This is a genomic window from Actinopolymorpha pittospori, from assembly GCF_014873875.1.
GTDB lineage: Bacteria > Actinomycetota > Actinomycetes > Propionibacteriales > Actinopolymorphaceae > Actinopolymorpha > Actinopolymorpha pittospori.
The window spans coordinates 6426082-6438382 of the sequence record NZ_JADBEM010000001.1; the positions used below are offsets into that span (position 1 = coordinate 6426082).

The following is a 12301-nucleotide window of genomic DNA, read 5'->3' on the forward strand; positions in this document are numbered from 1 at the left end:
CGGTTTGCTCTCAGTTGGACGTCTCGGCCAGCGGGAACAGCGGCCGCCACTCGCGGAGTTCGGCGATGTCGTACACGTCGGCGGGGGTGTAGGGGTCCTTGGCGAGGATCTCGCGCAGTTCGGTCTCGTCGGCCACGTCGTACACGAGCAAGGCACCCTTGTCATCCGCGAAGGGCCCTGCCGTGACAAGCTTCCCGGTCGCGCGCAGCGAGGCGAGATACTCGCGGTGCGACGGGCGGACCTCGAGGCGTCGGTCGTTGTTCTTGAACGTCAGCTGGACTGCGAAGATCGCCATTCCCGAAGGCTAACGGTGCCGGGGCACCCGTACTGCGTCGGTGTGTCGTAGTCTTGGGTACTCATAGCCGGTCGTCGGCTCCGTCAGACAAAGGGGTTCACCGGAACGTGGTCACCGCGCTTTCGATCCTGCTGATCCTCACGAGTCTCGTGCTCGTGCTGCTGGTCCTGCTCCACAAAGGGCGGGGTGGCGGCTTGTCCGACCTGTTCGGCGGCGGCGTGACGTCGAGCCTCGGCGGCTCCTCCATCGCTGAGCGCAACCTTGACCGGATCACGGTCGGTATGGGCATTATCTGGTTCGCCTGCATCGTGGCGCTCGGATTGTTGCTCAAGTTCAGCTAACCAACCCCGTCCACCCCCACCTACCCACGACGTAGCGCCCGACCGGTCCGTCGTATCCGTTTTCAGTGCCGATGTCCGAACTTCCCCATCCGTCGGCCCCGTCAGCCATTTCACTCGAGGGAGATCGTCCGTGGCAAGTGGCAGCGCCATTCGAGGCAGCCGGGTCGGCGCCGGTCCGATGGGAGAAGCCGAGCGCGGCGACACAGCGCCTCGGCAGCGGGTCACCTACTGGTGCGCCAATCGGCACGAGACCCGGCCCAGCTTCGCGATCGACGCCCAGATTCCGGACTCCTGGGACTGCCCCCGCTGTGGGCTCCCGGCCAGCGTCGACTCCGGCAACCCGCCGCCGGTCCCGCGCAACGAGCCCTACAAGACGCACCTGGCCTACGTGAAGGAACGCCGCACCGACGAGGAAGCCCGCCAGATCCTGGAAGAGGCCCTCCAGCAGCTGCGTGCCCGCGTCAGCCGGGGCGAGATCATCCTCTGAGTACGGCTCGCCAGTCCATCTGACCCCGCCCGTCGCCTGGCCGGCGGCGGTGCAGCTTGCACAGGTTTTGCTGCTAGTCCGCTCGGGACCTCCCTCGTGAACTCGCCGTAGACGCCCTCGCCGCTGCCATCTCTGCGCCATCCGACGCCGCCGCCTCCCAGCGGCGGCGTCGTGGTGTCGGGGCCACGTCGGCCTGCCGAATGTCCGGTCGCCGCGTGGTGTGGGGTCGCTCTGTGCCGCCGAGGTGGCCTGCTGATCTTCTGGCGCGGGCGTCCCGGGGCGGTGGCCGCTCGCGCACCGGTCGTGAGTCGCCCTGTCGCCGTGTGAGTACTCCACGGCGTGTCCTCTCGAGCCCCTCTTCGGACGATCGCTCTCGCGGCGTGGCGCGTGAGAGGAAGGCGTTCGGCCCCGGCATACGCGCCCGCACTCCCAGAGGCCTGCCCTTCATTCCTGCGTCACCTCTGTCAGGTGCTCAGAAGGGCGGCACGTCTGTGTCGTCGGTGTTGGACGCGGCGGCGTTGGTGGCGGGTGGTTGGGGTGCGGGATCGGTGAGGTTGGGTGGGTGGGTGTGGTGGTGTCTGCCGTGTGGGTTGGTGAGTCTGTAGTGGCCGGGGGTTGTTTGGTGGGGGGGCCAGGCTGATTCGGTTTTGGCGGTGTGGTGGTGGGGGCATAGGGGTGCGGTGTTGGCGGGCGTGGTCGGTCCGCCGGTGTGGTGGGGGGTGTTGTGGTCGAGGTCGCAGGTGGGGGCGGGTCTTCGGCAGGTGGGCCAGATGCAGTGTTGGTTGAGGGCGTGGACGAGTTCTGCTTGTAGTCCGCGTAGGAACCGTTGGGGTAGTGGGTGTAGGTGCAGTAGTTGTCCGGTGATGGGGTGGGTGACGCCGACGGTGTAGCGGGCGTGTCAATGGCCAAGTGCGTGTCCCCGCTGGTGGCCATCTAAAAGTCCCCGTTCCTCGGGTTTGATCAGCTTGTGGTGAGGCGTTCACCTCCTGGTGTGTCGGGCTTGTCGCATGCGGTAGCTCTCGCCGTCGGTGACCACGGTGTTGCAGTGGTGGAGGAGTCGGTCGAGGAGACTGACCGCCGTGGTCTGTTCGGGTAGGAACCGGCCCCATTGCTCGAAGGGCCAGTGCGAGGCCACGCCGAGGGATCGGCGTTCGTAGGCGGCGGCGACGAACCGGAACAGCAGTTGGGTGCCGGTGGCGTCCAGGGGTGCGAACCCGAGCTCGTCGATGATGATCAGGTCGTTGCGCAGGAGGGTGTCGATGACACGGCCGACGGAGTTGTCGGCGAGGCCTCGGTAGAGGGTTTCGACCAGTTCGGCCGCGGTGAGGTAGCGGACTTTGTGGCCTTGTTCGACGGCGGCGACGCCAAGCGCGACGAGTAGGTGCGACTTGCCGGTGCCGGCCGGTCCGATCAGGCAGGTGTTCTCTTTCGCACGGATCCATTCCAGGTTGGCGAGGTAGTCGAATGTTCCTTTGGGTACGGAGGAAACGGTCAGGTCGTACTCCTCGAGGGTCTTGACGAGGGGGAAGGCCGCGGCCTTGAGCCGGTTGCGGGCGTTGGAGGCCTCGCGGGCGGTGATCTCGGCCTCGATCAGCGTCCGGAGTAGCTCTTCTGGTGTCCAGCGCTGGGTCTTGGCCGTTTGGAGCAGCTCGGGAGCGAGTTTGCGGATCGCGGCTAGTTTGAGGCGGCGCAGTCCCTCGGTCAGGTCAGCGGCCAAGGTAGGCGGGCTGGACGCGGTCATGAGATGATCTCCCTTGCGGGGTTGGTGTTGCGGGGCTCGGCCGGAGTGCTGTGCTCGGCATCTGTGGTGAGGGCGTAGTCGGCCAGGGACCGGACCGGGACAGCGGGTAATGGCAGGATCAAGACATCACCGGGCTCGGCCGGTTCGGGCGCACCGGCGCCGGTGGCCAGGATGGAGCGGACGTCGGCGGCCTTGAACCGGCCGAACGCCACCGCCCGGTTCAGCGCGGCCAGCAGTGCCTGACGGCCGTGTGCTGCTTCGAGCGTGGTGATGTCGGCGAGCTCGGCGGCTAGGCGGGAGTTCCCGGCCGCGGCTGCGCCCTTGATGAACTCTTCGGCGACGTCCCCGAGCGCGCAGAAGTCTTTCTCCGCTTGGGTTTTGGCCCGCACCGCCCGCGCGGGCAGCTCGGGGCGAGGGCCGCCGTAGTGTTCGTCGAGTATGCTCGCCTCCCCCGGTGCGACCAGCCGATGTTCTGCCAGCACCTGCCCCGTGCCCGGTTCCAGGACCAGCAACCGGCCACCGACTCCGCCCGGCGCCGAGCCGGCGTGACAGATGATCTGCACGCTCGCGCCGATCGAAGAAGTCGGGACGGAGTAGCGGGCCGAGCCGTATCGCACACACGAGAGCCGGTCGACCTTCCGGAGGGTCGCCCTCCCCAGGCTCGGACGTAGCGAGGGCAGCTCGCCTAGCAGCCCTCGCTCGGCTGGCAGCCGCTCGGCCGGAACCGCGCAGATCTCGGCATGCCTTACCTGGTTGACCTCCCGGCACCACTGGGCTGCGGCCGTGTTGGCCGCAGGAAGGTCGGCGAACGGCGCCTGCGGGATGAGCAGGTCGCGCTTGGCGTAGCCGACCAGGTTCTCCACCATGCCCTTGGACTGCGGATCGGCGGCCTCGCAGAAGTCCGGGCGGAACCGGTAGTGCGCGGCGAACCGCACATACCCACCCGTGGGGACCACGGCATTCGCCACGACACCGGCCTTCAGACAGCCCATCCGGTCCGCGAGCACCACCTTTGGGACTCCGCCGAGGGATTCGAAGCACTCGGCCAGCAGCCGCAGCGTCGTCTCGGCCCGCTCATCGTGAGCGAACCGGACGAACCGGTACCGCGACCAGGCCAGTACCGCGCAGAACACGTGCACCCCGAGCTCGACACCCCAGTCGATCAGCAGATGCTGCCCCGGCGCCCACACCCCGGGCCGTCTGCCGCGGTGATTGTCCTTACGCCATTGGCCTTTCGCGTCCGCCACCAGACGCCGGAAGTTCCGCGCCGACCCGGCATAGCCTGCTGCGGCCGCCACTGGCAACAGCCGCTTGGCCGAGATCCTCCCGCTCGTGGCCTCCACCCGTCTGGCCACCAGGTCGCCGACCTCGTCATAGTTGTGCCCGCGCGGCTCCCGCTCCGAGGCCACGTCCCCGCCGGCCTCCTGCCGCTCGATCACCCGTTTCACGGTCTTGTGAGACACGCCGCACATCGCGGCCGCGCCCCGATACGTGCCTACCTCGCGGTAAGCAGCGATGATGTCCATACGTTCCCTCGCAGATAACAATGGGGAGCTCCCTGAGCGGTGCGGTGACTGGCTAGACACCGCCACCGTCACCGCTCAGGGCCACAACCCCCGGCCGACACGCGGGACCAGCAGCGAGGAAACGGGGACTTCTACCTGGCCACCAGTGGGGACCTAAAACTGGCCACCACTGGGGACTTTCTCATGGCCATGGACAGGGCGTCGGGGTTGGTGAGCTGGTTGAGGGTCAGCTGGCGGGCGACCTCGGTGAGGATCGGTCCGAACCCGCCGAGTTCACCGGGCCGCTGCGACAGTCCCATCAGCGTGGTGAGCGGAACGTTTAGCTGGATCCGGGCCCGCACCCCCACCCTGGGCGCACCACTCCCCCGACCGGCACTCGCGGCTGCATCGGCGGTGGTCGGATCGTCGGCGGGTTCAGCGGCACTGGCCGTGGCTGCGGCGATTGTGGGTGTGGCTGGTTGCGGTGCACGAGGTGCGGGGACCTTCGCCGCACCACGGCGAGCCTGATCACTTGAATCGCCAGCGGCCCCTGCCGCCGTCACCGTTGTCGCGGCCGCATGTGTCGCCGCCGCAGGCATCGTCCCCACAACCGCCGCTCTCATTGGTGTCGCCGGTCTCGTGCGGGTCAGGGCTGTGGGGGTCGGGGCTGTGCCGATCGCAGTTGTGGGTGTCGTGGGGGTCGGGGTTGTGGATGTGGGTGCGGCCGGAGAGCAGGCTGGTGGCGATGTCGGCGCGGAGCTGCCCGAGCCGGCGGGGGTCGCCTTCTTGTTTCATGGTGCGGGCGATCGCATCCACATACCCGTATGCCTCCGCCGCCTGATCAGCCGGGACACCACGCACCGCCAGATCCGCGGCACCATCGATCGCGGGATAGATCTCCACCTCCCGGTCCCGGACGCGGCGTCGATGCCGCGCCAGCGCGGCGTCGGGGTCGACCTTGATGACCTGCGCCTGCACCCGCATCCGCAACAACCCAGCGCGTAGCCCGAGAACGTCGGGGAACAGGGCGTCCTCCACCTTCCGCCTGTCCGCCCCAGTGCTGAGATCGGCGAGACGTTCGGCGATGACTCGGACCTCGCCGATCTCGAGGTCGCCTCGGGCAAGAGCCGTCCGCGTGCGCGGCAGTTCGGTCAGGGTCAACGCCAACGTGGCGTACCAGTCGGCGTGATAAGCAGTCCACCCTAGTAGCGGTTCCAACACCGCAGGGGTGTGTGGGTCAACGGGACCGACCCGCACGGCGGGGTCGTCGATCAGACCGGGTGGGGTGTGCGCCAACTCCACCACATCGCCCAGACACCCCTCCTCCAACCAACAAATCAACCTTCGCCGCGCACGAACCAACTCCTCGAGCTCGACCCCGTTACAGTCACCCCGCGACACCGACAACAAAGCCGACAACAACCCAGGACCCGGCAGCATCTCAGCGAATCCCGCAGGCAACGGAGACACCCGCACCGACACACCACCAGGCTCGCTCATACGTTCGATTCTACCGGCGATGACGAGTCGACGCGACCCAGAAACCCCTTGTTTTGTGGCGACAACCGGCGCCTGCCAGCCTGCGCGATCCATCGCAGAGGCGGCTCACGGAAGATGTGTCGAGGTGCGGATCTCGACGCAACAGAGCCTTGACGCTGCCGTCAACCAAACCTTGCCGCGACATCCTGAGCGGTCTCACGAGGCCGGTGGCGGCCCGAACAGTTGGTCCAGGTGTGCTTCGAAGACCGACAGTGCCACCTCAGGCTGGTAGTACTCGCCGATGACGTGGAGCGCGAGTCCTTCCACGAGGGCCAGCAGTCCGGTCGCGGCCTTGGTCGGATCGACGTCGCTGGATGCGGTACCGGCTGCCTGTCCGAGGCGGATCTGCTGCGCGAGGAACTCCCGAATCTGGGTCGTGTCCTCGCGGAGTCCGGAGGCGATCGCCGGCTTCACCGCCGCGTACGCGGAGAACGCGAGAGCGACGCGGCCTTCCTGCATGCGGGGCTCGTCGACTGGAAGGAGTTGGATCAGCAGGGCCCGAGCCAACTCGCGCGGCGCCGGCGAGTCGCCGAGAGTGTCGACGTCCGCGGCGATGCGAGCCTGGACGTTCTCATAAACCACCTCGAGGGCGAACATCATCATCTCGTCCTTGGTGCGGAAGTAGTGCTGCACCATGCCGGACGACACTCCGGCTTCGGTCGCGACGTGCCGAAGGCTGACCTCCTCGAGTCCGCGCTCGGCCGCGACGCGCATGAGCGCGTCCGCGATCAGGGTGCGGCGTTCGTGGTGGTCGACCTTCTTCGGCACCCCCGCATCTTTTCACATTGCAGTCGCATTGACACCGCCCGCGCCACCGTTTACATTGCAGGTGCAATGTAAAGCGGAGGTAAAGAGCCGCTGCTTGAGCGGATGTCCCATGCCCACCCGGCCGCCGGCCGACCGGCCGTCGTCGACGACCTGTGGAAAGGCACCCCATGGCCAACAGCACTTCGACCCGAGTCCTGCCGTTCGACCGCCCGGATCCGATGGAACCGCCGCCGGCCTACGCGGAGCTTCGTGAGAGCACCTCTGTCGCCAAGGTGAGCAACGCCGACGGACGACCGGCATGGCTGGTGACCTCGTACGACGCGGCTGGGGCCGTACTCTCCGATCCGCGCTTCGGGGTCACGCCGCCCGGGGAAGCGGGAGCCGAGGGAACGCTTCTGGACGACGGCCCCGGTCATGGCAGGCTCCGGCGGCTGGTGGGGAAGGCGTTCACGCCGCGAAGCGTCGCCGCGCTGCGCCCGCGAATCGAGGAGTGGGCACGCGAGCATGTCGCGGTGATGGCCGCGAGTGGGCCGCCCGCCGACATGGTGGCGAGTCTCGCGTCTCCGTTGCCGATCCTGGTGATCAGTGACCTGCTGGGCGTCGCCATCGACGAGCGCGATCTGTTCCGGGAGCTTGCCGACACGGCCAGTGCCGCCGATCCCTTCGCGATGGGTGCGGACGGGCAGGTGGCCGAGGGGACGGTGGAGGCGTGGACCGCGCTCGCGGGCTACGCCGCCGGTCTGGTCGCCGCCAAACGCGAGCGGATGGGCGACGATCTGCTCAGCGCCCTGATCGCCGTGCGAGATACACAGGACGGGCGCCTCAGCGACGAAGAACTCATCAGCCTGGCCACCACGATCGTCGCCGCCGGATACCTCACCACTCGTAACGCGATCTCGGTCGGCGCGATCCGGCTCGTCTCGGAGGGCCGGCTCGCCGAGCTGGCGGGCGATTCCGAGCCGGCCGAGCAGATCCTCGAGGAGGTCCTGCGGCTGCAGGCCGGGCTGACCGGTGAACCCTTTCCCCGTTGGGCCCAGCAGGCTCTCGAACTCTCCGACACACCGATCGCGAGGGGTGATCTCGTCCTCGTCCGTCTGGAAGCCGCCAGCCGCGATCCTCGCCACTTCGCCGAGCCGGACCGGTTCGACCCCCACCGTCGGGGTTCGGATCTGACGTTCGGTCGCGGGCCGCACTACTGCCTCGGTGCCGCATTGGCTCGCGTCGAGGTGGGCGCGGCACTCCGCGCCCTGGCCCAGCGACTGCCCGACCTCCGGATTCATGGAGCGGTCGAGGACGTTCCGTGGATCCGCAGCCACACCGACGCCGGTCCGACGATCCTTCCGGTCACGTGGTGATGACGATGGACAGGAGAATGATCGGAACGGTGCTGGCCGGCGTCCGGCACGGCGTTCAGTTCGAAGCCGCCATGTGGCGCAGCCTGGCCCGATGGCTGGCGCGCCGGCCCGACGTCCCCGCGGGCGGAACGCCGTTCGCCTACCGGAGTCCGATGATGGCGGCGCTCATCGTCTTCATCAACGTGTCGGTGCTCGAGGTGATCGCGTTCCATCTGCTGATCCCCTGGGAGGTGCCCCGCATCGTCCTCTTGGTGCTTGGCATCTGGGGCGTCATCTGGATGTTCGGGATGCTGGGCGCGGTGACCGTCCGCCCGCATGTGGTCGGACCGGACGCTCTGCTGGTGCGCAACAGTCTGAGTGTCGACGTCCTCATCCCTCTGGATGCCGTGGCGGGCGTACGGCGGCTCCGTGAGCGTCGCGAGGGCCGCTCGGTCCAGGTCGACGAGAACACCCTCCACGTCCTGGTCATGAACGAGTCCACCGTCGAGGTCACGCTCAACCGGCCGGTCTCCGTCCGGCTGTCCGAGACGCGCAGGCCGGAGGTCACCGCGGTGCGGTTCCACGCCGACGACGCCGGCGACGCCGGCGGCTTGGTGGCAGCCCTCCGAGCAGACCTCGCGTCAGGCGTCAGCCACGGACAGATCGGTGAACGAGCAGCGCGAGAGTCAGTGATCGACGCGCTGTCGAGGAGTGGATCGGACGACGTGGTCCAGGGCCGCGGCCACGTCGTCCGCGACGTGCGTCGGCCGGAACGCCAGGTCGGTCGGCCATGGCCGACCGAGGTGGAGCCAGACGCTTCGGAGACCCACCTCGACAGCGCCCGCGATGTCGTGTCGTGGAGCGTCACCGACCATCCAGCCGCCGTCCTCGAGTCGGGCGCCGACGACGTCGGCCGCGGCGGCGAAGATCTCCCGCTGCGGTTTGCGGTAGCCGACGCCCTCCGAGACGACCCAACCGGCGACCTCGGCGTCGAGGCCGCTGATCGCGATCTTGCGCTCCTGCTGGCGCACCCTCCCGTTGGTCACGATCACGCACGCCCAACCAGCCGCGGTCGCCCGCCGGAGTGCCTGCCGGGTGGACTCCTCGAGCACGACGTGGTCAGCCGCACCGGCGTCAATGAAGGCTTGCACCGCGTCGGGACCGAGCTTCGCGTAGCGCTCGAGGAGTGCCGTGGCCAGATCGGCGCGCGGCAGGTAGCCACTGGCGTCGATGTCCATCACCCACTCGATGTCGCCGGCGGGCAGGTCGTAGGTGAGCAGGAACTTCGTCATTGCCCGCCGAAACGCGGCGTCCCGGTCGAGGAGGGTGTTGTCGAGGTCCAGCAGTAGAAGCGCCACGCGTCGCAGGCTATCCGAACCCGCCAACGGTCAGCGTCGTATCGTCCGGCTTCGGCTCGGCGTGCTCTCGTGCTGGATCCGGTCGAGCGCGGTGACCACGTAGGTGTAGGTGCGGCCCTCCGCGGCGGTGGTGTCAATGATGGCTTGTCGGCGGTCCGTTCCGGCCCGCACGGTGGTGAGCAACGCGTGGGCGTCGGTGAGGTCGCAGGCGTCGACGTCGGGGCGGCCGTCGAACCGGTAGACCGCGTACGACGTGGCCGCGTGGGACGCGGGGGAGCGGTCCAGCCAGGTCAGCCGGACGCCGTTCGCGGCGGGTTCGGCGCCGGTGAGGACCGGCTGGTCCGGGGTCGAACCGCCGAGTTGTTCCGCGACCGGGACCAGGGCCGGGCGGGTGTAGTGGTCGGCGAGCACGATGTCCATGTGTCCCAACCGGTTGGCGCGCACGTCCTTCGCGCTGAAGTAGACGTCGCCGACGACCTGCGGATAGCCCTCGTTGAACGTCAGGTGCCGGCTCATCTCGTCGGGGTCGAACCACGCCGGGTCCTGCGTGGAGGTGCCTACCTTGTAGGTCGCCTGCCCGATGATGAGTTGGACGTCGGTGCCGGCCACCTCGGCCGACCACCACGGGACGAGCTTCGCGTAGTCGGCGGCGGCGAAGCCGATGTTCCAGTAGACCTGCGGGACGATGTAGTCGATCCACTCCTCCCGCACCCACTTACGGGTGTCGGCGCCCAGGTCGTCGTAGGTCTGCACGCCCGCGGTGGTGTCCGAGCCCTCCGGGTCGGTCGCCTTGTTGCGCCACACCGCGAACGGGCTTACCCCGAACTCCACCCAGGGCTTGGTCTCCTTGATGCGTTCGCCGAGTTCCTGGATCAGTCGGTCGATGTTGTCGCGACGCCAGTCGGCCTTGCTGGGGAAGCCGGCGCCGTAGCGCTGGTAGGTCGCCTCGTCGTCGAACTGCTCGGCGCCCACGGGGTAGGGGTAGAAGTAGTCGTCGAAGTGCACGCCGTCGACGTCGTACTTGCGTACCGCGTCGAGAATCGCGTCCTCGACGAAGCGGCGCACCTCCGGGATGCCGGGGTTGTAGTAGAGCTTGCCGCCGTACGACACGATCCAGTCCGGGTGCAGCCGCGCCGGATGCTCGGGCGCCAGTCTGCTGGGGTCCGCCTGCATGCTCACCCGGTAAGGGTTGAACCACGCGTGGAACTCCAGATTCCGCGCGTGCGCCTCGCGGACCGCGAAGGCCAGCGGATCGTAACCCGGGCTCTGCCCCTGGCGCCCGGAGAGCCACTCCGACCAGGGCTCGTACGGCGACGGCCAGAACGCGTCCGCCGTCGGCCTGACCTGGACGACGACGGCGTTGAACCGGTTGCGCTTCGCCTCGTCGAGCAACCGGATGTACTCCGCCTGCTGCTCGGCCGCCGAGAGGCCGGGCCGAGACGGCCAGTCGATGTTGGTGACGCTGGCGATCCACATGGCGCGGAACTGCCGCTTCGGTGTGGCCGGGTCCGGAGCCGGGCAAGACGCCGCGGCCGGTTCGTTGCGCGTGGGCGTGGAGGGCGTGGTGGGCGTGGTGGGCGTGGTCCGCCCGGTGGGATCGGTCCGGGACACCTCCGCCCGGGAAGGGGAGGTCAGGACGAAGGCGCCGAGGAGCGCGACCATGGCCGCGCAGACCGCGACTCGGGACAGGCGGGCACGAGACGAAGGCAAGGCGACCCCCTCCGGATGAGCGACAGGCTCCGAAGGAATTGTGCCGTCTCGGGGTGGATGCCGTCTATGGTTGACGAAGCGGAGAGCGACACGCGAAGCACGCTCGGCTCACCATCGTTGCGCCAGGCGACCTCGCCGTCGGGCGCGAAGACCATGCTCCGCGACCGACCCTCAGGCCAGCGCGGCGTAGTCGACGCCGGTGAGTTCGGTCGAGCGGTGCCACAGCTGGGCGGCGGTCGGCGGGTTGTAGGCCTTCGCCGACGCCTTGACCCGGGTGGGAAAGCCGCGCGAGCCACCGAAGGAGTCTGGCCCGAAGAACTCACCGCCACGAGCGTCCGTCATTGTCGCGGCGTAGAGCGTGGGGAGCGCTCCCTGCGCGGCGGACTGGGCGACGATCCGGGTCACCGTCTCACCCGCCTGCCGGATCCAGGCCTGTTTACGGGTCTGGAGGGCGGCGGTCTGCAGGTTGGTGGCGGCGTAGCCGGGGTGGCTCGCAAGGCTCGAGATACGCAGGCCCGCGCGGTCGACGCGCCGCTGCAGTTCGAACGTGAAGAGCAGGTTGGCGAGCTTGCTCTGGCCGTAGGCGCGCCACGGACCGTAACGGCGTTCGGACATGAGGTCCTCGAACGCGATGGAGCCGATGGCGTGCATCTGGCTGGAGACGGTGACCACCTTGGCGTCGGGTGCCGCCGCCAGGCAGGGGAGCAGCGCTCCGGTGAGTGCGAAGTGGCCGAGATGGTTGACGCCCAGCTGCATCTCGAAGCCGTCGGCGGTCTGCTGGCGCGGGATCGCCATGATGCCGGCGTTGTTGACGAGGATGTCGAGCACGCGGTGGGCGGTCTTCATCTCCGTCGCGAACGCGCGCACGCTGGACAGGTCGGACAGGTCGAGCTGGCGGAGCTCGACGGAGCTTCGCCCGACCTCCTGGCCGAGTTGCTTCAGGGCGGTCTCGCCGCGGCGCAGGTCACGGCAGGCCATCACCACCGTGGCGCCGTACCGAGCCAGCTCGACGGCGACGCGGAAGCCGAGACCGGAGTTGGCGCCGGTGACGACTGCCGTACGGCCGCTCAGATCGGGGATGTGGTCAGCCGTCCAGGAGATCGAGGCCATGCCCACCATGATTCCTTCCAGATACGACATTTGCCCAGCAAGCATCCGATCGTGGCAGGAACAGTGTCTCCTACCCCCCTGGGCATCACTGGAGGTGGCGGCCAACCTGCCGT

The 12301-nt window shown here is 68.5% G+C and carries 13 protein-coding genes; 3 read left to right on the top strand and 10 right to left on the bottom strand.

The genetic code is table 11. The annotated features are described in order from the left end of the window. Positions 1 to 10: 10 nt before the first annotated feature. Positions 11 to 295 carry a YciI family protein gene (locus HEB94_RS30000; protein WP_192752986.1) on the bottom strand — a complete coding sequence of 95 codons (285 nt, stop codon included), beginning with the start codon at positions 293 to 295 and terminating at the stop codon, positions 11 to 13. A 107-nt stretch (positions 296 to 402) separates the two neighbouring features. On the opposite strand from HEB94_RS30000, the gene secG reads away from it, so the two are divergent. Together secG and HEB94_RS30010 are read left to right on the top strand one after the other, a co-directional pair. Continuing rightward, a complete protein-coding gene (secG, locus tag HEB94_RS30005) occupies positions 403 to 636 on the top strand; it encodes a preprotein translocase subunit SecG (RefSeq protein ID WP_092655586.1) in 234 nt (77 codons plus the stop codon). A gap of 130 nt (positions 637 to 766) precedes the next feature. Continuing rightward, complete coding sequence (locus HEB94_RS30010) at positions 767 to 1123, top strand: RNA polymerase-binding protein RbpA (protein WP_192752987.1); 357 nt, start codon at positions 767 to 769, stop codon at positions 1121 to 1123. Between the two features lie 979 nt (positions 1124 to 2102). Here the strand turns inward: HEB94_RS30010 and istB are convergent. The 5 genes from istB to HEB94_RS30035 form a co-directional block, all read right to left on the bottom strand. After that, positions 2103 to 2864, bottom strand: coding sequence for an IS21-like element helper ATPase IstB (gene istB, locus HEB94_RS30015; RefSeq protein ID WP_192752343.1), 762 nt, complete (start codon positions 2862 to 2864; stop codon positions 2103 to 2105). Continuing rightward, the gene (gene istA / locus HEB94_RS30020) at positions 2861 to 4411 is read right to left on the bottom strand and encodes an IS21 family transposase (protein ID WP_192752342.1); all 1551 of its coding nucleotides are present in this window, start codon (positions 4409 to 4411) and stop codon (positions 2861 to 2863) included. Before istA ends, istB begins: the two co-directional genes overlap by 4 nt. A 110-nt stretch (positions 4412 to 4521) precedes the next feature. Continuing rightward, positions 4522 to 4737: a hypothetical protein gene (locus HEB94_RS30025; protein WP_192752988.1), complete on the bottom strand. Its 216-nt coding sequence runs from the start codon at positions 4735 to 4737 to the stop codon at positions 4522 to 4524. Between the two features lie 160 nt (positions 4738 to 4897). Further along, complete coding sequence (locus HEB94_RS30030; RefSeq protein ID WP_192752989.1) at positions 4898 to 5869, bottom strand: DUF222 domain-containing protein; 972 nt, start codon at positions 5867 to 5869, stop codon at positions 4898 to 4900. Positions 5870 to 6064: 195 nt separating this feature from the next. Continuing rightward, positions 6065 to 6676 (bottom strand): TetR family transcriptional regulator C-terminal domain-containing protein, encoded by a 612-nt coding sequence (locus tag HEB94_RS30035; protein ID WP_192752990.1) that lies wholly within the window; start codon positions 6674 to 6676, stop codon positions 6065 to 6067. Between the two features lie 167 nt (positions 6677 to 6843). Between HEB94_RS30035 and HEB94_RS30040 the strand changes: the two genes are divergently transcribed. Further along, positions 6844 to 8031, top strand: a complete 1188-nt coding sequence (locus tag HEB94_RS30040; RefSeq protein ID WP_192752991.1) for a cytochrome P450 — start codon at positions 6844 to 6846, stop codon at positions 8029 to 8031. Positions 8032 to 8170: 139 nt separating this feature from the next. Here the strand turns inward: HEB94_RS30040 and HEB94_RS52800 are convergent, their stop codons facing one another. The 4 genes from HEB94_RS52800 to HEB94_RS30055 all read right to left on the bottom strand — a co-directional run bounded on the left by HEB94_RS52800 (position 8171) and on the right by HEB94_RS30055 (position 12218). Further along, complete coding sequence (locus tag HEB94_RS52800; protein WP_273376757.1) at positions 8171 to 8293, bottom strand: hypothetical protein; 123 nt, start codon at positions 8291 to 8293, stop codon at positions 8171 to 8173. 403 nt (positions 8294 to 8696) lie between these two features. Beyond that, entirely contained in the window at positions 8697 to 9368 is a 672-nt protein-coding gene (locus HEB94_RS30045; RefSeq protein ID WP_192752992.1) for an HAD hydrolase-like protein, read from the bottom strand. Between the two features lie 30 nt (positions 9369 to 9398). Further along, positions 9399 to 11078 (bottom strand): glycoside hydrolase family 10-like protein, encoded by a 1680-nt coding sequence (locus HEB94_RS30050; protein ID WP_238361675.1) that lies wholly within the window; start codon positions 11076 to 11078, stop codon positions 9399 to 9401. A gap of 171 nt (positions 11079 to 11249) precedes the next feature. After that, positions 11250 to 12218 (bottom strand): oxidoreductase, encoded by a 969-nt coding sequence (locus HEB94_RS30055; protein WP_238361676.1) that lies wholly within the window; start codon positions 12216 to 12218, stop codon positions 11250 to 11252. Positions 12219 to 12301: the final 83 nt, after the last annotated feature.

Bases quoted from the DNA above. Each gene is read 5' to 3' on its own strand.
- HEB94_RS30000 (WP_192752986.1), bottom strand. From the start codon at position 295: ATGGCGATCTTCGCAGTCCAGCTGACGTTCAAGAACAACGACCGACGC.
- istB (WP_192752343.1), bottom strand. From the start codon at position 2,864: ATGACCGCGTCCAGCCCGCCTACCTTGGCCGCTGACCTGACCGAGGGA.
- HEB94_RS30030 (WP_192752989.1), bottom strand. From the start codon at position 5,869: ATGAGCGAGCCTGGTGGTGTGTCGGTGCGGGTGTCTCCGTTGCCTGCG.
- HEB94_RS30040 (WP_192752991.1), top strand. From the start codon at position 6,844: ATGGCCAACAGCACTTCGACCCGAGTCCTGCCGTTCGACCGCCCGGAT.
- HEB94_RS52800 (WP_273376757.1), bottom strand. From the start codon at position 8,293: ATGCCAAGCACCAAGAGGACGATGCGGGGCACCTCCCAGGGGATCAGC.
- HEB94_RS30055 (WP_238361676.1), bottom strand. From the start codon at position 12,218: ATGTCGTATCTGGAAGGAATCATGGTGGGCATGGCCTCGATCTCCTGG.